Here is a 20,048-nt window from a genome sequence, read left to right on the forward strand (position 1 = left end):
CTCCCGATGAAATATTACCCTCATTATACCGCAAACACAGCATGCGATCCAGAAGAAACGAAAAAGAATGCAGGAAAAGAAAATGTTACGGGAAAAATCACTGCATAAAACAAAAGAGTCTCTCAAAACCACAACAAATAATTGACAGATTTTAGGAGAAGGAGTAGAGTTTTTGAAAGGGGGATTATCCCTGCAAAGAGTGAAAACAAAAGAGGTGCAAATATGCTGAAAGTAGACAATCTTACCTTTGAAGTAAACGAAGAGGGAAGAAAACGCTGCCTCGTCAACCACATCAGTTTTGAGGTAAAGGACGGGGAAATGCTGGTGATTACCGGACCGAACGGTGGCGGAAAATCAACGCTGGCCAAAGTGCTTGCAGGAATTGAGGACGCCAATGGCGGAGAAATCTTCCTGGATGAGGAAAATATTACCGGTTATGATATTGACCACCGTGCAAACGCCGGCATCGGCTATGCATTCCAGCAGCCGCCGCGTTTTAAAGGAATGACGGTGAAAAAAATGCTGTCGCTGGCAGCCGGAAAAGAACTGACGGAAGCCGAGAGCTGTAAACTCCTCTCCGCTGTCGGACTCTGCTCTGCCGATTACCTGAACCGCCAGATGGACGGTACGCTCTCGGGAGGAGAGATGAAGCGTCTGGAGATCGCAACGGTTCTTGCAAAACCGCATAAGGTCAGCATTTTCGATGAGCCGGAGGCCGGCATTGACCTGTGGAGCTTTTCCATGCTGATCAAACGGTTTGAAGAAATCCACAAAGAGAAGAAAGAATGTCTGATCCTCATTTCCCATCAGGAACGCATTATCCAGATGGCAGACAAGATCATGGTGATCGAGGACGGCCAGGTGAAAGAATACGGTACAAAGGAAGACGTACTGCCGACCCTGTTCCAGCAGAAAACAGGCCGGATGTGCGGCCAGGAAGGAGGCACATGCTGATGGTACAGGTAGATGAGACAACCCAGGGCGTATTAAATCAGATCAGCGAGGGATTTGAGCAGAAAGGGGCATACAATCTCCGCCAGAACGGCATTCCGCTCTGCCACGGTGACAGTGAACATATCAAAATCCGCAAAAAAGAGGATAAGCCGGGCATTGATATTTTGATTGACGGCGAGACAAAAGGCGAAAAAGTATTTATCCCGGTTGTCGTCAGCGTTTCCGGTATGACGGATCTTGTTTACAATGATTTCTACGTTGCGGACGGCGCCGATGTTACGATTGTAGCGGGCTGCGGTATCCACAACGGCGGCTGCAACGACAGCCGGCACGACGGTATCCATACGTTCCATGTAGGAAAAAATGCCAACGTGCGCTACGAGGAAAAGCATTACGGAGAGGGAAACGGAACGGGACAGCGGATTCTGAACCCGGTGACAAATATTGAAATCGGAGAAAATTCCGTTTTTACGCTGGATACCGTACAGATTAAGGGCGTTGACTCAACAATTCGTACGACGAATGTTGTGATGGATGCAAACTCCAAACTGTTCGTGCTCGAACGTCTGATGACAGACGGTGACCAGAAGGCAGAGTCGGATATTGAAGTATGTATGAACGGAAGCGGTTCTTCCGCACAGATTATTTCACGTTCTGTCGGAAAGGGCAATTCCTCCCAGGTCTTCCATCCGAAGGCAGTCGGCAAAAACAAATGCCACGCCCATATCCAGTGCGATTCTATCATCATGGATCACGCCCAGGTCGGATCTATTCCGGAGATCCAGGCAAAGCATGTGGATGCGGCAATCATCCACGAGGCGGCGATCGGACGGATCAATGACGAGCAGCTGTTGAAACTCAGAACGCTCGGCATGACGGAAGCGGAGGCGGAAAACGTCATTATTGAAAACTTCCTGAGCTGAAGAAAAAAAGGAAACAAGAGAACAAAAAAGAGGCATTTCCAGTCTGCATAGATGGAGATACCTCTTTTTGTGCATTTTTCACAAAAGCAGGTAGTAAATTTTACTAAAATAAAAAGTAAAATATTTTGACTTTTAACATATGATAAATTTGTACTGTTGAAAAAAGGAAAGATACAAGATAGAGAAATGGGGAAAGCGAAAATGGGTATTGTGATCAATCATTCCGAAAATATTTTCCTGCTGCAGACCAGATCCAACAGCTATGCGTTCGGCATTAACGATCAGGGACTGGTAAGACATACAGAGTTTCTTCCGTGATATCATTCAGGTGCAGGATGCGGAAGTGCTGTTCCATTACGCGGATGCGTTCTATTTGGAATTCGCAGCTGTGACGAGAAAACAGACCAGCAGGGGAACTTTGTATTACGTGGGCTGCGGCCTGGAAGAGAAGATCACGAAGCTTCTGATGGAGCAGGTGATGCGGGACTGGCACAGAAAGGCCTTGTGGAGCTCGAGCTCATCCCGGGAACGCGGAACAAAAAGAGGATTCTGCTGACGGATGCCGGACGGGAACTGGAGAAAAATACGACGGACCGGCTGCGCGGGGCAGAGATCCGTGCATATGGAAAACTTTCGGTAGAAGAGCTGAACAGCTATCTTGAGATGACAAGAAAGCTGACGGCAGCGCTGCGCGAGGAGACGGAAAAACTTTAAAGAGAGAGCAGAAATGAATCAGAAAAAAGACAAAATTCAGTTATCCGATCATTTTACATACGTGGCTGTCTATTTCCCGACAGCCCCTTTTCTTTTTGTGCGGAAAAAACTTGTAAATAAGACGCGAGTGTGCAAAAATAGACATGAAACAGATGCGGAGGCATCCTGAAAAAAAGAGGAGAACAACATGGAAAAACAGAAAAAAATAGCGCTGATTAACGATCTGACAGGCTTTGGACGGTGCTCGACGGCTGTGATGGCGCCGATCGTGTCGGCGCTGAGGATTCAGGCGGTGGCAGTTCCGACCGCAATTCTCTCAGCACACACGCAGTTTCCGACGTATTACTTTGATGATTATACTGACCGGATGAAGGATTACATTCAGACCTATAAGGATCTGAAGCTCGATTTCGATGCGATCTCGACCGGCTTCTTAGGATCGGAACAGCAGGTGGATATCGTGCTTGATTTTATCCGCCATTTTAAGACGGACCGCAACTTTGTCATCGTCGATCCGGTCATGGGAGACTATGGGAAGCTGTATCGGACGTACACGAAAGAGATGTGCGAAAAGATGAAAGAACTGGTTCACTACGCGGATATCATCACGCCGAACTTGACAGAGCTCTGCACACTGATCGATGCGCCGTATCCGGAGAACGGGGCTTCGATTGAGGAGCTGAAAGAGATGTGCGGAAAACTGGCAAAGCGGGGACCGAAACACATCGTGGTGACGGGCATCCACTTTAACCAGACGCAGATTGCCAACTTTATCTATAACAAAGGCGAAGACTTCCAGATTGTCATGGTAGACCGCATCGGCGGCGACCGGAGCGGTACGGGAGATGTCATTGCGGCAATTATCGCAGGCATGTATCTGAACGGCCACAGCCTGTACGAGTCGGTGAAAAAGGCGGCGGATTACGTATCGAAATGCATCCGCTACTGCGAAGAAAACGAAGTGCCGAGCTACTGGGGACTCTGCTTTGAAATGTTTATGAAGGACTTAACGGAGGAAGCGTAATGTATTTATATACTGTAACCGGAGCCGTCGGCGAGGAAGGGTATCTCGACCTTGCAAAGAGCGGCGATCTTACCGGAAAAAATGTCTATGTCAACATGACAAACAAATGCCCGTGCAGCTGTGTGTTCTGTCTGCGCCAGACGAAACAGCAGCAGGAGGGAAATACACTGTGGTTAAAAGAGGGCGAGCCATCCGTTGAGACGATGCTGGAGCTGTTCGCACAGTACGATCTGAACGTGATCAATGAACTGGTCTTCTGCGGCTTCGGAGAACCGCTTGAGCGGCTTGAGGATGTCTGTCGGGTGATCGATTCCTTAAAAGAAACGTATCCGAACCTGAAAGTGCGTCTGAATACGATCGGTCTTGCCAACCTGATCTATGGAAGAGATGTCACCCCGGAATTAAAGGGAAGATTCGATACCGTCTCGATTTCCTTAAACGCGCCGGATGAAAAGGAATTTCTGGAGCTCACGCGGTCGAAATTCGGCATCCAGTCGTACGAGGCGATCAAGGAGTTTGCGGTTCTTTCCAAACAGTATGTGCCGAATGTTGTGATGACGGTTGTCGAGAAAGTCATGCCAGAGGAGAAAATTCAGAAGTGCCAGGAGATCTGCGATACCTTAGGAGTTACTTTACGTGTCCGCCCGTTTGAAAATTGAGAGGCCCGCAATCTTTCGCTTGTATTTGAACGACATAACGCCTATAATGGGAAAGAAAAACAAAAGAGAGGGAGAGACGTATGAACGAGTCTAATGGAGTCATCCGCGATGCGAGAAAGCTCGGTATTCCTAAAATGCTGATTCTCGGATTGCAGCACATGTTTGCCATGTTCGGTGCAACCATTCTGGTGCCGATTCTGGTAAACAGCTACTTTGTAGACGCATGCGGCGAGGGGCCGTCCCGCGGTCTTACCGTATCCGTCACACTGTTCTGCGCCGGCTTTGGAACCCTGCTGTTTCATCTGTGCGCGAAATTTAAAGTACCGGCATTTCTTGGTTCTTCGTTTGCATTCTTAAGCGGTTTCGCCGCTGTTGCAAACCTGAATACCGGAAAATATGCCAGCATGAGTGTCAACGACAAGGCAGCCTATGCCTGCGGAGGTATTGTGGTAGCAGGTCTTCTGTACCTGATTTTTGCCTTGATCATCCGCATGGTCGGCGTCAAACGCGTGATGCGCTACCTGCCGCCGGTTGTCACAGGTCCGGTTATCATCTGCATTGGCCTCAGCCTTGCTGGTTCCGCCATTAATAATGCTTCGACGAACTGGTTCCTGGCACTGGTTGCGCTGGCAGTCATCATCATTTTCAACATCTGGGGAAAAGGAATGCTCAAAATCATTCCGATTCTGATGGGCGTTGTGATTGCCTACGCTGTGGCAGTTGTCCTGAATGCACTCGGCATCAAAAATCCGGACGGATCCGTGATCATCAACTTTGCGCCGGTTGCACAGGCAGGCATCGTCGGACTTCCGCCGCTGCAGCTCTGCAAATTCGATCTGACCAGCATTATGATCATGGCACCGATCGCGATCGCGACTATGATGGAGCATGTCGGCGATATGTCGGCGATCTCTGCAACCGTAGGAGAGAACTTCCTTTCTGATCCGGGCCTGCATAGAACCCTGCTCGGTGATGGTCTTGCAACCGCAATGGCAGGTTTCATCGGCGGACCGGCCAACACGACGTACGGCGAGAACACCGGCGTTCTGGAATTGAGCCGCGTACATGACCCGAGAGTCATCCGTATTGCCGCAGTCTTTGCGATTATCGTCAGCTTCATTCCGAAGGTATCGGCACTCATCAGCACCATGCCGTCCTCCATCATCGGAGGCGTCAGCTTCATGCTGTACGGTATGATTTCTGCCATCGGTGTGCGCAACGTGGTTGAGAACAAGGTAGACCTGACGAAATCAAGAAACCTGATTATTGCGGGCGTCATCTTTGTCTGCGGACTGGGCTTCAGCAACGGTCTCTCCTTTACGATCGGCGGAACGACCGTCACCCTGACTGCACTTGCCATTGCAGCCATCGCAGGAATCCTGCTGAACATGATTCTGCCGGGCAACGATTACGAATTCGGCGTAAACGAGACCGGAGACGAGAACAGAGGAATCCACGCATAAAGAAAAATGCAAAAGAAAATCCGTTTTTTCTGCATCTGTATTCTGCACAAAGGAATGTGCAGAAACAGAGGGGAAAAAGCGGATTTTCTTTGCATTTCGGTACGGGCAAGTGTATATTGGAGGGTAAGAAGATATAAGGTTGGTAAAAAAATGACACACGAAAGATCGAAAAAGGGGATGATGGGACAGGTCGTCGGATCCTTATATTACCTGGATCCAACGGTGATTCCGCGGCTGAAAAGTCTGCGAAGCGGTGACGATCCGGTGTTTTCGTTTGGTGTTTTATTTTACGCGCTCAAATGCAATCCGCGGAGAGTGGTTCAGTACGTAGATGATGCCGCGCCGTTCAAATCCGTTTTTCTGGATCAGATGCTGCATGATTTGATTGTCCGTATGCGTATCGACGCGCAGGTGCGGGATCTGTGTCCAGCAGTAATCGACGATCTGGGAGAAAAATCCGTGGATTGTTCCGTCTGAGGCAACCTGGTGGATCGTGCCATACGGCGCATCGGAGAGCCAGGAGCCGTCGTCGATCTGCAGATACGTCGGATCCTCACCGATGATGAAGGCAAACGCGCCGTGCAGCGTGCCGTTTTCTTCCAGGACAAAAAGCTGTTTGTCACGGATTCTGTTGTGAATCAGCTCCTCCGGCGGAAAATGGTTTCCCCACTGATTCGGATTTCCGGTTTCCTGCATAAAAGAGCGGGCGTACGCATAGATTGACATGAGCGAAGTAAAATCCTCCGGGACGGCAAGTCGTATCATGATAAAAATTCTCCTTTTAGTTCAAAATAAGCAGTTTTATTGTAGCACAGCGGACGGTGAAGCACAAGAAAGAGAAAACAGGATTTGACTTTTTGAAAAATCCCATGTACAATGCGGTTAGTTGTAACTAACTAAAGCAGCCAAAACCACAACAAAACGATTTCTGCCGGTCCTGGATGGGCCGGTTCCGCATCAAATTGTCAGAAAGGAAAGAATATGAAACAAAATCGAAAACGAAAAGAGACGGCGGGCATGAATTTTCTCCGCTATCTCGGCCCGGGACTTCTTGTCACGGTCGGTTTTATCGACCCGGGAAACTGGGCATCCAACATTGCCGCCGGATCGGGTTACGGCTACGAGCTTCTGTGGATGGTCACCCTGTCCACGATCATGCTGATTTTTCTGCAGCACAATGCGGCGCATCTCGGCATTGTCACGGGAAAGTGCCTCTCGGAGGCGGCGAGCCTCTATCTGCCTGCGTGGCTGAAAAACACGATTCTTGCGACGGCGATGATGGCAGCGGTGGCGACCGCAATGGCGGAGATCCTCGGCGGTGCGATTGCGCTCCAGATGCTGTTCGGCATTCCGATCAAGCTCGGCAGCATGATGATTCTCGTGCTGGTTCTGATCTGTGAGTTTACAAGTGCTTACAAACGGATTGAAAAACTGATCATTGTGTTTGTCTCGCTGATCGGCTTTTCGTTCCTCTTCGAGGTCTGGATCGCCGATATCGACTGGGCGCAGGCGGCTGTCGGCTGGGTAAAACCGTCGTTTCCAGAGCACTCAATGCCGGTCATCTTAAGCGTCCTCGGTGCGGTCGTCATGCCGCACAACCTGTTTCTCCACTCGGAAATTATTCAGAGCCGCCAGTGGAATCTTGAGGATGATGAGGTGATTGCGCGCCAGTTAAAGTATGAGTTCAAAGACACCCTGTTTTCCATGATCATCGGATGGGCCATCAACAGTGCAATGATCCTGATGGCGGCCGCAACGTTTTTCCAGCCGCAGAATGCAAAGCAGGTGGATGATCTCGCAACGGCGGGAAAGATGCTGACACCTCTCCTTGGAAATGCCGCATCGGTGATTTTTGCAGCAGCGCTTCTGCTCGCCGGAATTTCATCGAGCATCACCGCGGGAATGGCGGGCGGAACGATTTTTTCGGGGATTTTTAACAAGCCGTATGAGATCAAGAGTAAGGAGACACGCTGGGGAATCCTTCTTACCATGATCCCGGCCGCAGCGGTCATTCTTCTGATTGATTCCCCGTTCCAGGGCCTTCTCTATTCACAGATGTTCCTTGGAATGCAGCTCCCGATTACGGTATTTACACAGATTTATCTGACGTCCTCGAAAAAAGTCATGGGAAAATACGCGAACAGTCTGCAGCTGAAAATTGCCCTGTTTGCGATTGCGGTGATTGTGACACTGCTGAATATCGCGCTGCTGTTTGTGCAGTAAAAAGAATGAGAAATAAAAAAAAGAAGTCCGCTGCGCTGCTCCCTGAAAAAGAGACCGGCGCAGCGGACTTCTTCTATTATAATATGCTCTCCATGCAGGCATCGACAAAGTCCTGCAGAAGCGGAGAGAGTTTCCGCCCCTTTTTCCAGATCACGGCGATCTGCGTTTCCAGGTCGCTTTCTGCGAGCGGCTGGATGCGGAGTCCCTGGCAGAGAGAGCTCATGGACTGCGGGAAAATGGCAGTAGCAAGGCCTTCCTTTGCCCAGAGCATCGCGCCGCGGGGATCGTCGCAGACACAGAAGAGATCCGGTTCCATGCCGCGCGAGTGGAATGCATCCATGATAAGTGCCTCGTACCGGCGGTAGATGATAAGTGGAATATTTAAAAGGTCCGAAAGTTTTAGCGCTCCGTTCTTCTCGGGAAGCATATCTTTGGAAGAAACGGCAATCATAGGTTCAGAGCTTAAAATTTTATAGTCGACATCATCGAGCCGCAGCGGCGTGCGGGCAATGGAAATATCAATGATGCCGTCCATCAGATAGCGGTACAGGGTGTAGGTGATGCCGTCATGTACTTCGAAGTTGACGTCGGGATTGCGGCGGGAAAAAAGCGAGACACACGGCATGATTGTCGCAACTGTGGTCGGTGTGATGCCAAGTCGGAGAACCCGCTTTTTGCCGACCTTTGCGACCTCAAGCTCCGTCGATTTCACGTACTCGAGCAGGCTGGCGGAGCGGTCGTACAGCAGTTTTCCGGCCTCCGTCAGACGGACACCCTGGCGGGTGCGTTCAAACAGGATGACGTTCAGTTCCGTTTCGAGCTGTTTTAACTGGTAGCTGAGCGGCGGCTGGGACATGTTGAGGCGGCGGGCGGCCTCGTGAATACTTTCGGTTTCGGCGATGACGCGGAAATATTCAAGCTGGCGCAGTTCCATAAGAGACTTCCTTTCGTGAAATTATCTATGATATTAAAATTATATCACTAAGCTATAAAAACAATACTATTCGTATTAATCATATGAGATTATACTGTCAATGTCAAGAAACAAAGAAATGGAGAGTGAAAAAGAAGATGAAAAGTCTTGGAGTCTACTTGAAGCACTACAAAAAAGAGAGCATCATCGCTCCTTTGTTCAAGCTTCTGGAAGTCGTATTCGACCTTCTGGTGCCGATGGTTGTTGCCCAGATCATCGATGTGGGTATCGCAGGCAATAACCGTCCGTACATCGTCAGCCGTTTTGGAATCCTCGTTCTGATGGCGGCAGTCGGACTTTGCTGCAGCTTCACCGCGCAGTATTTCGCGGCAAAAGCGAGCGTCGGCTGTGCAACCGAGCTTCGCCAGGCGGTCTTTGATCACATCCAGGCTCTGTCCTTTACGGAGCTGGATACCATTGGAACCGATACGCTGATCACCCGTCTGATCAACGATATCAACCAGGTGCAGAACGGAATCAACATGGGTCTGCGTCTGCTGCTGCGGAGTCCGTTTATCGTATTCGGTTCCGTTGTGATGGCATTTACCGTCAACGTAAAATGTGCCATCGTATTCCTGGTTACTATTCCGATCCTGTTCGTTGCTGTATTCGGCATTATGCTGGTCAGCATCCCGCTGTTCAAAAAGGTACAGGCGGCACTCGACCGCGTCACCGGAATGACAAGAGAAAATCTGAACGGTGTCCGTGTCATCCGTGCGTTCTGCCGTGAGGAGCAGTCTGTTGCCGATTTCGAAAAGAGCAACGATGAGCTGACTTGTCTGAACGAGTTTGTCGGAAAAATTTCCGCACTGTTAAATCCGCTGACCTATGTCCTCATCAACATCGCAGCCGTTGTCCTGATCTGGCAGGCAGGCCTTCAGGTTAACATCGGCAGTATGCAGCAGGGACAGGTTGTCGCACTTTACAACTACATGCTGCAGATCATCGTGGAACTGATCAAACTGGCATCGCTCATCATCACCTTAAACAAATCCGTTGCCTGTGCAGAGCGTGTCTCCGGCGTACTGGCGGTTCCGACAACCATGAACTACCCGGCAAAAGGCGGCGCTGCAAAGAAAGTAACTGGCGATGCAGCTGTTACATTTAAAAATGTCAGCTTCACCTATGCAGGAGCCGGCGCAGAGAGCTTATCGGATATCAGCTTTACCGCAAAACGCGGACAGACCATCGGAATCATCGGCGGTACCGGAAGCGGAAAATCGACGCTGGTCAGCCTGATTTCCCGTTTCTACGATGCGACCAGCGGTGACGTCATGGTAGACGGCGAGAATGTAAAGAATTACACGAAAGAAGAGCTCTGCAATAAAGTCGGTGTTGTTCAGCAGAGAGCAGTGCTCTTTAAAGGCAGCATCCGCGACAATATGAAGTGGGGCAAAGAGGACGCCACCGATGCAGAAATCTGGGAGGCGCTCACCACAGCCCAGGCGAAAGAAGTCGTAGAAGGCAAACAGGATCAGCTCGATTTTATGCTGGAGCAGAATGGAAAGAACCTCTCCGGCGGACAGAAACAGCGTCTTTCTATTGCGCGTGCGCTGGTAAAAAAACCGGAAATCCTGATTCTGGACGACAGCTCGAGTGCGCTTGACTTTGCAACGGATGCAAAACTCCGCAAAGCCGTCCACAATCTCGAAGGAAACACGACAACCTTCCTCGTATCCCAGCGAATCGCCGGCATCCGTCAGGCAGACCAGATCCTCGTCCTTGGAAATGGTACGCTCGAAGGAAACGGCACACACGACGAGCTGATGAAAACCTGCGAGGTTTACCGCGAGATTTACTTCTCCCAGTTCCCGGAAGAGCGTGCAGCTTATAACAACGAAAGCGGGGTGATCGCATGAAAAAGACAGAAAACAAGTCCGGAAAAAGCGGCATGCAGGTCATGAAAAAGCTGATGGCGTTTATCGGAAATTATAAAATTTTCTTAGGCCTTAGTATTGTCCTGGCTGCGGTTACCGTTATTTTACAGCTTTATATTCCGATCCTGTTCGGCGATGCGATCGATGAGGTCGTTGCAGCCCACCAGGTCAATTTCCCGGAGATGTGGTTCTATCTGAAACGAATCGTATTCTTTACCCTCGTTTCCGCACTTTCCGCATGGATCATGAACCTGATCAACAACCGTATGACGTACCGCATCGTGCGCGACCTTCGTTCCCAGGCGATCCGTCATATCCAGGTGCTGCCGCTGTCCTATCTGGATCAGCACAGCTCCGGAGACATCGTAAGCCGTGTTATCGCAGATACCGATATCTTATCGGACGGTCTTCTGCTTGGCTTTACGCAGCTGTTCTCCGGCATCGTAACCATTATTGTGACACTGTTTTTCATGTTCTCGAAGAACGTATGGATCACCCTTCTTGTGATCTGCCTGACACCTCTGAGCTTCTTCGTGGCAAAATTTATTTCCGGCCGCTCGTTCAAAATGTTCCAGAAACAGAGTGAGACGAGAGGAAAACAGACCGCACTCATCGATGAGATGATCGGAAACCAGAAAGTAGTCAAAGCGTTCGGCTATGAGGAAAAAGCTTCCGAGCGTTTTGCAGAGATCAACAAAGATCTGCAGAAATACAGCCAGCAGGCCGTGTTCTACAGTTCCTTAACGAACCCGTCTACCCGTTTTGTCAACAACGTGATCTATGCCGGTGTTGCCCTTGTGGGAGCTTTCATGATCCCGGGCGGTGCGCTGACTGTCGGCGGACTTTCCGTTCTGCTGTCGTACGCAAACCAGTATATGAAACCGTTCAATGATATCAGTTCCGTTATCACCGAGATGCAGAACGCGCTTGCCTGCGCAGGCCGTATCTTTGCTCTTCTGGAAGAGAAAGAGGAGAGTGCAGACCCGGCCGGAATGATCGGTACCGTGACGGGAAATGTGACGATCGATGATGTAGCATTTAGTTATGACAAAGAGAAAAAACTGATCGAGAACTTTAATCTTGACGTACAGCCGGGCATGCGTGTTGCCATTGTCGGCCCGACCGGATGCGGAAAGACGACGTTTATCAACCTGCTGATGCGCTTCTATGATGTCGATGCCGGAAAGGTCTGCATCGACGGAAAGCCGATCGACGAACTGTCCCGCCATGCGCTCCGCAGCTGCTTTGGTATGGTGCTGCAGGATACCTGGATCAAACAGGGAACCGTGCGCGACAACATCAGCTTCGGAAAGCCGGATGCGACGGAAGAGGAGATCATCAATGCGGCCAAAGAGGCACACAGCTGGGAGTTTATCAAGCGTCTGCCGAAGGGACTTGACACGGTTCTCAGCGAAGACAGCATCAGCCAGGGGCAGAAACAGCTTCTTTGTATCACCCGTGTCATGCTCTGCCTGCCGCCGATGCTGATCCTCGACGAGGCGACCTCCAGCATCGATACCCGTACCGAACTGCAGGTTCAGGAGGCGTTTGACAAGCTGATGCAGGGCAGAACGAGTTTCGTCGTTGCCCACCGTCTGTCCACGATCCGCAATGCTTCGCTGATCCTCGTCATGAAAGACGGAAAGATTATCGAGCAGGGACGCCATGAGGAGCTTCTTGAGAAGAAAGGCTTCTACTACAATCTGTACAACAGCCAGTTCCAGGCGTCATAAAAGATATTTGGAAAAGAGAACAGCAGATCTGTGCCGCGCATGCGATTTTGAGGCGTGCGCGCGCAGATCTGCTGATTTTTTATATGTTTTTGCAATATTCTGAAAAAAATACGGCATGGGGTATTGACGAATCCTATCACAGGTGCTATAGTTTTACAAAAATAAAAAAAGACGTAGAAGTTTTTAGAAAATGTGCGGAGAGCCTTTGGAAATTTAATTTTTGAAAGGTGCACGACCGAAGAAGTAAAACTTTCAGGTGCTGGTTCTCTTCTTAAAACAAGAACGGACGGGAGACGGCGAGGACTAAAAACGGAGTGGTCTCTGGAGAAGCTCTTGAAAAGAGTGCCGAAGGTGCAATGCAGCGATGCAGAATCTCTCAGGCAAAAGGACAGAGTCAAAAAAGATACAGAAGAAGAACAGCCGCGGAACAAAAAAAGCGGTGCGCAGAAACGAAAAAATTCCGGAAGCGCGGTTTTTTGCTGTATTTTTCAATCAGAGCCATGTTCTGCAGGAAAAGTCCCGCAGGAGATGGTATTTTTTTTCTCAAAACGGTGCGGATGTGTGATCCACATCGTTCAGACCATACGTCGAATGGAAAGGGAGAAAAGAAAATGGATGCATTGAATCAGGCAATTGCGCAGATTAGTGATGTGCTCTGGAACAGCGTACTGCTGTTTCTGCTGGTAGGTACGGGAGTTTATTTCTCTGTTCGGACCCGCTTTGTACAGGTAAGAAAGTTTAAGACCGCGTGGAACCGCGTCTTCGGCGGTTTCTCGTTAAAGGGTAAGAAGGCCGGAAAAGACGGCATGACTTCCTTCCAGGCGCTTGCAACAGCGATCGCCGCACAGGTCGGAACCGGAAACATCGCAGGATGTGCGACCGCACTCGTATCCGGCGGCCCGGGAGCCATCTTCTGGATGTGGCTTGCTGCGTTCTTCGGCATGGCAACGATCTACGGCGAGGCGTATCTCGCGCAGATCTCCAAACGCCGCGATGAGAACGGAGAAGTCATCGGAGGACCGGTTTACTACATTACCCACGCATTCAAGGGAACGTTTGGAAAAGCACTGGCAGGCTTCTTTGCCGTAGCCGTTATTCTGGCGCTTGGCTTTATGGGAAATATGGTACAGTCGAACTCCATCAGTGATGCGTTCTACACCGCATTTTCCGTACCGAAATGGGTGATGGGTGTGATTGTAGCCGTTCTCGCCGCATTCATTTTCATCGGAGGTATCTCCCGTATCGCATCCTTCACCGAAAAAGTTGTTCCGGTGATGGCAGCACTGTATCTCGTCGGAGCCCTTGTTGTTATTCTGATCAACATCCAGCATGTGCCGTCAGCGATTGCTTCGATCTTTATCTGTGCATTCCGTCCGGACGCCGTATTTGGTGCAGCAGCCGGTATTACCGTGCGGAAAGCCATGCGTTACGGTGTTGCCCGAGGCCTCTTCTCTAATGAAGCCGGTATGGGTTCCACCCCGCATGCCCATGCGATTGCCGATGTCGAGAACCCGGAGGATCAGGGTGAAGTAGCGATGATCGGTGTCTTTATTGATACCTTCGTTGTCCTGACCATGACCGCTCTCGTTATTCTTTCTTCCGGCGTTCTGGAAGAGATGATGAGTACCGGTGTTAAAGGAACCCCGGTCGCACAGGCGGCATTCCGAACCGGCCTCAAAGGCTTCGGACCGGCGTTCGTAGCGATCTGTCTTCTGTTCTTTGCATTCTCGACCATCGTCGGATGGTACTTTTTCGCAAGACAGAACGTACAGTATCTGTTCGGAAAGAAAGCAGTCGTTCCGTTCTCGCTGATCGTCGTTGTGTTCGTTTTCCTCGGCTCTCTGCTGAAAGTGGATCTCGTATGGAACCTGTCAGACCTCTTTAACGGCCTGATGGTAATTCCAAACCTCATGGCGTTGATCGTCCTCGCAGGAACCGTAGCAAAAGCGGCAAAAGGTGAAAAAGTAGAATTCTAATCATATATACAGAACGGGAAAAAGGAGGAAAGTCTGCTGATGCAGACTTTCCTCCTTTTTGCAATTATTCAGAGCCACATCTCGATTCCGCTGCGCTGCATCTCGATGTGGCTTCTCGCCATATAAAATTTCAAGAAGAACTGTTCGTTCATGCGAGCATGACTCACAGTTCTTCTTGAAATTTTGCATGGCTCTGAATAATTGCAAAAAGAAAGACCGGCAGGGGAGCTACCGATCTTTCAAGGGGAGTATAAATAATTAATAAGGGGTTATTAATTGTAAAAAAATTTATGAAGGGTAAATTCTTTTACAAAATTGATTATAATACAGATAACGGGAAAAAGCAACATCGAAATTCAAAAGTTGGAAAAAATTACCACAATTTGGAAAGCAGTGGTCCGAAAGCAGGAAAAACACTGTATTTTTGGGCTTGCATTCCCCACTTTGGAACAGATACCGTGGAAAAACAGGGTTCTGGATGCATAATCTGCGCGGAAAAAGCGATACTAAAGGATGTCGCAGGACAAAAAAACATTCAGGAGGAAACAAGATTATGACCAGAAACAGCAAAAATGAATACAGCAAAAATGAATACAGCAAAAACGAGTACAGCAAAAACGGATACGAGAAAAGCGAATACAGCAAAAACAAGAAGAACAGCAGAGACTGCAATCATGTGAAAGACCGTGAGATGTCATCCTACGGTCAGCAGAACCGGGAGCAGGACGAGAAGGATGAGTATGAAAAATACTAAGTAAACCTTGGGATTCCAGCAGAAAAAGCCGGCGGAGGGTCCCATACGGACTCTGCCGCCGGTTTCTGCATACATATAAAACAGGAGAGAAAGTCAGATCCGGAGAGGGGGACCAGGATATGGCAGGCATGACACTGCTGGCGGCAGACCAGCTGGACTGGTACGTGGGAAAACCGTGGGCGATGATCATCGATGTGCGGAACCGGCGGGAATACGAAAAAGGGCATGTGAAAGGAGCGGTGAATCTTCCCTATGACCATCTGCTCGAACGGGTCTGTCTGCCGCGGGACAAAATTCTTGTGATCTGCTGTGAGCGGGGTGCCGCGAGCATGGCGGAGGGAAAGCGGCTGGCGGAGAACGGATACGAGGTCAAAACGGTCATCGGCGGAATGCATGCATACCGCGGACGATATCTGGTGGCGGGAGAAGAACTGTAAGGGGGCGGCAATCCAACATTTCTTCTTGTCAAGCGGGAAAAGATACGGTAAGATGAAACAGAAAACAATACAAAACCAAACCACAAAACGAAAGAGAGATCACGATATGAAATACATGTTTGCATCTGATATTCACGGTTCTGCCTATTACTGCAGAAAAATGCTGGAAGCCTTCGAGGCAGAGGGCGCAAGCCGCCTGTTTCTGTTAGGCGACCTTCTCTATCACGGCCCGAGAAACGATCTTCCAAAAGAATACGCACCGAAACAGGTCATCGCCATGCTGAATGAGAAAAAACAGTACCTCACCAACGTGCGCGGAAACTGCGACGCAGAAGTAGATCAGATGGTACTGGAGTTCCCGGTGCTGGCAGATTACGGCATCCTGATCGAGGGAGGCCATACCTTCTATATGAGCCATGGCCACATCTACAATGAGCAGAATCTGCCGCCGCTGATGGATGGAGATATCTTCCTGTACGGCCATACCCACGTCCTGCGTGCCGAGAAAAAAGGCGCACACACCTTTCTGAACCCGGGTTCTGTATCTCTGCCGAAAGAGGGCAATATCCCGACCTATGCAATCCTCGAGGACGGCGTATTTACGATCAAAGGCTTTGACGGCACCGTCGTAAAACAGCTCACATTATAAGAGGGGACGGGAGAGTATGGAATTATATGAATTGATCGCCCCGTGCCACTTCGGCCTGGAGGCGGTGATGAAACGTGAAATTCTCGACCTCGGCTACGAAATCGAGCGCGTGGAGGATGGAAAAGTAACGTTTCTTGCAGATGCAGAGGGAATCGCCTACGCCAACCTGTTCCTTCGCACGACAGAGCGTATCCTGCTCAAAGTAGGACAGGTCCACGCCGAGACGTACGATGAACTCTTTGAAGCGACAAAAGCGCTCCAGTGGGAGAAATTTATCCCGAAAAACGGAAAGTTCTGGGTAACGAAGGCAAACTCCATCAAGAGTAAGCTCTTCAGCCCGTCCGATATCCAGTCGATCATGAAAAAAGCGATTGTCGAGCGATTGAAACAGGTCTACCACATGGAGTGGTTCCCGGAGGACGGTGCACAGTACCCGATCCGTGTTTCGATTTTAAAAGACGAGGTTACGATCGGACTCGATACCTCCGGCGTTTCCCTTCATAAGAGAGGCTACCGCAAGCTGACCGCGAAAGCGCCGATCACCGAGACCCTTGCCGCAGCACTTATCATGCTGACTCCGTGGAAGGGTGACCGGATTCTTGTCGATCCGTTCTGCGGAAGCGGTACGTTCCCGATCGAGGCGGCCATGATGGCGGCCGATATTGCACCGGGTCTCAACCGTTCTTTCCTTGCGGAGCAGTGGACGCACCTCGTGCCGAAAAAATGCTGGATGGATGCGGCGGAGGATGCACGCTACCGGATCCGGAACGATATTGAGACAGATATTCAGGGCTTTGATATCGACGGAGATGTCATCAAGAGTGCCAGAGAGAACGCAAAGCTGGCCGGTGTGGATCACCTGATCCATTTCCAGCAGCGTCCGGTTGCCGAGCTGTCGCACCCGAAAAAATACGGTTTTCTGATTACCAACCCGCCGTACGGTGAGCGCCTGGAGGACAAAAAAGATCTTCCGGCCCTGTATCAGACATTAGGAGAGCGGTACCGCGCTCTCGATTCCTGGTCGATGTATCTGATCACGAGCTACGAGGATGCCGAGCGGTATCTCGGCAAAAAGGCGGATAAAAACCGTAAAATTTACAATGGAATGCTGAAAACCTACTTTTACCAGTACGCGGGACCGAAGCCGCCGCGCCGGGAAAAAGAACAGAAATAATACAAATGGAGGAGCAATGCCGAATGATTTTTGGCGTTGCTCCTTTTTGATAACAAAAATTAAAAGAAGAATTTTAGAAAAGTTTAATATTTTCTTGAAATCACTGCACTACTGTGCTAAACTGTCCTCATGCGAAATTTTTTCATCAAGCGGAGGAAACCATGAACGGACAGGAGATCAGAGACAGGCTGCTGCATTCCTACGAGAGGAGCTACGATATCGTAAAGCCGTCCGAAGTAAACGGCCATACATACGATGCCTGTGCAAGCTACCACGAGAGCGGCGCAAAATACGTGCTCTCAAAGAAAGCAGAGCTGTGGAGGATCAGCTGTCATGAGCATGCGTATTTTAAAGCGGTGGAAGAACTGAACGACCAGGACGTCGAAACATTTCTGACGGACCTGACAGAATGGATAGAGCCAAAGGTGGTTCGCGAGGGGAAGGAAGTACCGGATACCGACCACATGTACACGCTGGTCACCGGTATTTTTTTTGCGGACAAACCGGTTGCGGACAGCGTAAAGAAGAAAATCCGAAAATATAAGTATTATAAAAATTACCGGTTTTCTTTGAGAGGCTACTGTCAGGTGCGGCTGCTCGTCTTTGATACGGCAGAACAGAAAGTGTTTGGAAACCGGGCGGCTTGGGAATTGGTAAAGGGGTATGCTAAGATGTTCCGATCTTAGTTATCTATAAATTTATTCTACCAAAAAGAGGGAGGAAAAAACAAATGAATAGTATTCTTGTACTGGTTGTCGGAATCGGCATTCTGATCGCCGGATACGTATTCTACGGAAAATGGCTTGCCGGGCAGTGGGGCGTTGATCCGAAACGGAAAACCCCTGCATTCACCGAGGAGGACGGTGTGGACTACGTTCCTGCCAAAGCTCCTGTCTTAATGGGACATCACTTCTCATCCATCGCAGGCGCAGGCCCGATCAACGGACCGATTCAGGCCGCTGTCTTTGGATGGGTTCCGGTTCTTTTATGGGTACTCATCGGCGGTATCTTTTTTGGAGGCGTTCATGATTACGGCGCACTGTTTGCATCCCTGCGCCACAAAGGACAGTCCATCGGCGAGGTTATCGCAGACACCATGGGAAGTAAAGCGAAAAAACTCTTTATCGTCTTCGCTTACCTGACCCTGATTCTTGTTGTTGCAGCCTTCGGTTCCATCGTTGCCAATACCTTCAAGGCAGCCTATACCGAGAGCGGCGCTGTCGATGTGGCAGCAAGTTCTGCAAATGCAACAACCGCTATGATTTCCATTCTGTTCATCGTACTCGCCGTTGTGTTCGGTTTCATGGTATACAGAAGAAATGTATCTCTTGGCGTTTCCACCATCGCAGGCGTTGCAGCTATTGTTGTCTGCGTTGTTGTTGGATTAAACTTCCATCCGATCTATCTCTCCGAGACAGCATGGATGGTAATCGTTGGTATCTATATCACCGTAGCTTCTGTTGCACCGGTCTGGATTCTGCTTCAGCCGCGTGACTACTTAAGCTCCTTCCTTCTGTACTTCATGATGATCGTAGCCGCTGCCGGTGTCATCGGAAGTGCTCTGATGGGCCATGCATCCCTGGATATCCCGGCATTCACCGGATTCAAAGATACGCTGGCTCCGACCGGAAGTTCTCTTGGATTTATGTTCCCGGCCCTGTTCGTAACCATCGCCTGCGGAGCAATTTCCGGATTCCATTCACTCGTTGGTTCAGGAACTACATCGAAACAGCTTGACAATGAGAAAAATGCCCGCCCGATCGCATACGGCGGTATGCTGATTGAGTGTGCACTTGCAATCGTATCTCTGTGTGCAGTCGGCTACATCTGGTCCAGATACGCAGACGGAACCACCGTTGTTCCGACCGCTGTATTTGCAACCGGTATCTCCGAGATGGTAGCAACCATTCCGGGACTTGGCGGATCGACCCATGTACTGTACTCTCTGCTGGTTCTGACTGTATCGGTATTCTGCCTGACTTCTCTGGATACCGCAACCCGTCTGGCAAGATACATGTTCCAGGAGTTCTGGCTTGAGCCGGGACAGACTTACAAAGAGGCAACCGGCTACAAAGCCGTTCTGACCAATCCGGTTGTATCAACCGTTATCACCGTAGTACTCGGCATCGGCCTTGGCCTGACCGGTTATTCCAAAATCTGGCCGCTGTTCGGTGCATCCAACCAGCTGCTGGCAGCCATCGGACTTCTTGCTGTTGCCACCTGGCTCGGAAAAGTCGGCAAAAACAACAAAATGTTCCTGTTCCCGATGGTATTCATGCTGATCGTAACCATCACATCCCTTGTACAGACCCTGATCGCAAACTTCAAGGGCCTTGGCGCAGGCGTTGGCATCGGCTGGTGCGTAGCACGTATCGTGCTGGCAGGCCTGCTTGTCATCCTGGCGCTGATCCTGGCTTTCGATGGATTCAAGACTCTGGCAAATCAGAAAAAAGCAAAATAATGTGTGATTACAAAAAAAGGCTCCCGGATAAAACGGGGGTCTTTTTTTGTGACA

At 49.9% G+C, this 20,048-nt stretch carries 20 protein-coding genes and 1 riboswitch; of the genes, 18 read left to right on the top strand and 2 right to left on the bottom strand.

Annotation, left to right across the window (positions count from 1 at the left end; all coding sequences use genetic code 11):
• Positions 1-222 precede the first annotated feature (222 nt).
• The 8 genes from DWX00_RS02160 (at position 223) to DWX00_RS02190 (ending at position 5,737) form a co-directional block, all read left to right on the top strand.
• Positions 223-954, top strand: coding sequence for an ABC transporter ATP-binding protein (locus DWX00_RS02160; RefSeq protein WP_055227049.1), 732 nt, complete (start codon positions 223-225; stop codon positions 952-954).
• Complete coding sequence (locus DWX00_RS02165) at positions 954-1,877, top strand: SufB/SufD family protein (RefSeq protein WP_055219683.1); 924 nt, start codon at positions 954-956, stop codon at positions 1,875-1,877. Before DWX00_RS02160 ends, DWX00_RS02165 begins: the two co-directional genes overlap by 1 nt.
• Before the next feature lie 186 nt (positions 1,878-2,063).
• The gene (locus tag DWX00_RS20285; RefSeq protein WP_256372457.1) at positions 2,064-2,195 is read left to right on the top strand and encodes a hypothetical protein; all 132 of its coding nucleotides are present in this window, start codon (positions 2,064-2,066) and stop codon (positions 2,193-2,195) included.
• 25 nt (positions 2,196-2,220) lie between these two features.
• Positions 2,221-2,433, top strand: a complete 213-nt coding sequence (locus tag DWX00_RS20680) for a beta-galactosidase trimerization domain-containing protein (RefSeq protein ID WP_416388408.1) — start codon at positions 2,221-2,223, stop codon at positions 2,431-2,433.
• A complete protein-coding gene (locus DWX00_RS02175; RefSeq protein ID WP_118594596.1) occupies positions 2,382-2,591 on the top strand; it encodes a hypothetical protein in 210 nt (69 codons plus the stop codon). The genes DWX00_RS20680 and DWX00_RS02175 overlap by 52 nt, the downstream gene beginning before the upstream one ends.
• Positions 2,592-2,778: 187 nt before the next feature.
• Positions 2,779-3,615 (top strand): pyridoxamine kinase, encoded by an 837-nt coding sequence (locus tag DWX00_RS02180; RefSeq protein ID WP_118594597.1) that lies wholly within the window; start codon positions 2,779-2,781, stop codon positions 3,613-3,615.
• Complete coding sequence (locus DWX00_RS02185; RefSeq protein ID WP_022462642.1) at positions 3,615-4,274, top strand: TatD family nuclease-associated radical SAM protein; 660 nt, start codon at positions 3,615-3,617, stop codon at positions 4,272-4,274. Before DWX00_RS02180 ends, DWX00_RS02185 begins: the two co-directional genes overlap by 1 nt.
• Before the next feature lie 80 nt (positions 4,275-4,354).
• The gene (locus DWX00_RS02190; RefSeq protein ID WP_117804221.1) at positions 4,355-5,737 is read left to right on the top strand and encodes a uracil-xanthine permease family protein; all 1,383 of its coding nucleotides are present in this window, start codon (positions 4,355-4,357) and stop codon (positions 5,735-5,737) included.
• Between the two features lie 282 nt (positions 5,738-6,019).
• Here DWX00_RS02190 and DWX00_RS02195 read toward each other — a convergent pair whose 3' ends face one another.
• Complete coding sequence (locus tag DWX00_RS02195) at positions 6,020-6,502, bottom strand: hypothetical protein (RefSeq protein ID WP_022462640.1); 483 nt, start codon at positions 6,500-6,502, stop codon at positions 6,020-6,022.
• 216 nt (positions 6,503-6,718) lie between these two features.
• On the opposite strand from DWX00_RS02195, the gene DWX00_RS02200 reads away from it, so the two are divergent.
• Positions 6,719-7,960, top strand: a complete 1,242-nt coding sequence (locus DWX00_RS02200; protein WP_118594598.1) for an Nramp family divalent metal transporter — start codon at positions 6,719-6,721, stop codon at positions 7,958-7,960.
• A gap of 76 nt (positions 7,961-8,036) precedes the next feature.
• Here DWX00_RS02200 and DWX00_RS02205 read toward each other — a convergent pair whose 3' ends face one another.
• Complete coding sequence (locus DWX00_RS02205) at positions 8,037-8,894, bottom strand: LysR family transcriptional regulator (protein ID WP_118594599.1); 858 nt, start codon at positions 8,892-8,894, stop codon at positions 8,037-8,039.
• A gap of 137 nt (positions 8,895-9,031) precedes the next feature.
• On the opposite strand from DWX00_RS02205, the gene DWX00_RS02210 reads away from it, so the two are divergent.
• From DWX00_RS02210 to DWX00_RS02255, 9 genes are all read left to right on the top strand, one after another.
• Complete coding sequence (locus DWX00_RS02210; protein ID WP_055219704.1) at positions 9,032-10,792, top strand: ABC transporter ATP-binding protein; 1,761 nt, start codon at positions 9,032-9,034, stop codon at positions 10,790-10,792.
• Between the two features lie 41 nt (positions 10,793-10,833).
• On the top strand, positions 10,834-12,543 hold the full coding sequence (locus tag DWX00_RS02215; protein ID WP_118594701.1) for an ABC transporter ATP-binding protein: 1,710 nt from the start codon (positions 10,834-10,836) through the stop codon (positions 12,541-12,543).
• A 311-nt stretch (positions 12,544-12,854) separates the two neighbouring features.
• Positions 12,855-12,945, top strand: a riboswitch (glycine riboswitch).
• Positions 12,946-13,154: 209 nt separating this feature from the next.
• Positions 13,155-14,519: an alanine/glycine:cation symporter family protein gene (locus DWX00_RS02220; protein WP_022462635.1), complete on the top strand. Its 1,365-nt coding sequence runs from the start codon at positions 13,155-13,157 to the stop codon at positions 14,517-14,519.
• Between the two features lie 553 nt (positions 14,520-15,072).
• Positions 15,073-15,273: a hypothetical protein gene (locus DWX00_RS02230; protein WP_118594600.1), complete on the top strand. Its 201-nt coding sequence runs from the start codon at positions 15,073-15,075 to the stop codon at positions 15,271-15,273.
• A gap of 119 nt (positions 15,274-15,392) precedes the next feature.
• Positions 15,393-15,710, top strand: coding sequence for a rhodanese-like domain-containing protein (locus DWX00_RS02235; protein ID WP_022462633.1), 318 nt, complete (start codon positions 15,393-15,395; stop codon positions 15,708-15,710).
• A 106-nt stretch (positions 15,711-15,816) separates the two neighbouring features.
• Positions 15,817-16,359, top strand: a complete 543-nt coding sequence (gene yfcE / locus DWX00_RS02240; protein WP_022462632.1) for a phosphodiesterase — start codon at positions 15,817-15,819, stop codon at positions 16,357-16,359.
• Positions 16,360-16,375: 16 nt separating this feature from the next.
• A complete protein-coding gene (locus tag DWX00_RS02245; protein WP_118594601.1) occupies positions 16,376-17,533 on the top strand; it encodes a THUMP domain-containing class I SAM-dependent RNA methyltransferase in 1,158 nt (385 codons plus the stop codon).
• A gap of 161 nt (positions 17,534-17,694) precedes the next feature.
• Positions 17,695-18,219: a hypothetical protein gene (locus tag DWX00_RS02250; protein ID WP_055219714.1), complete on the top strand. Its 525-nt coding sequence runs from the start codon at positions 17,695-17,697 to the stop codon at positions 18,217-18,219.
• Between the two features lie 44 nt (positions 18,220-18,263).
• Positions 18,264-19,994: a carbon starvation CstA family protein gene (locus DWX00_RS02255; RefSeq protein ID WP_118594602.1), complete on the top strand. Its 1,731-nt coding sequence runs from the start codon at positions 18,264-18,266 to the stop codon at positions 19,992-19,994.
• Positions 19,995-20,048 lie beyond the last annotated feature (54 nt).

Source organism: Blautia sp. AF17-9LB, from assembly GCF_003479185.1.
Lineage (GTDB): Bacteria > Bacillota > Clostridia > Lachnospirales > Lachnospiraceae > Fusicatenibacter > Fusicatenibacter saccharivorans.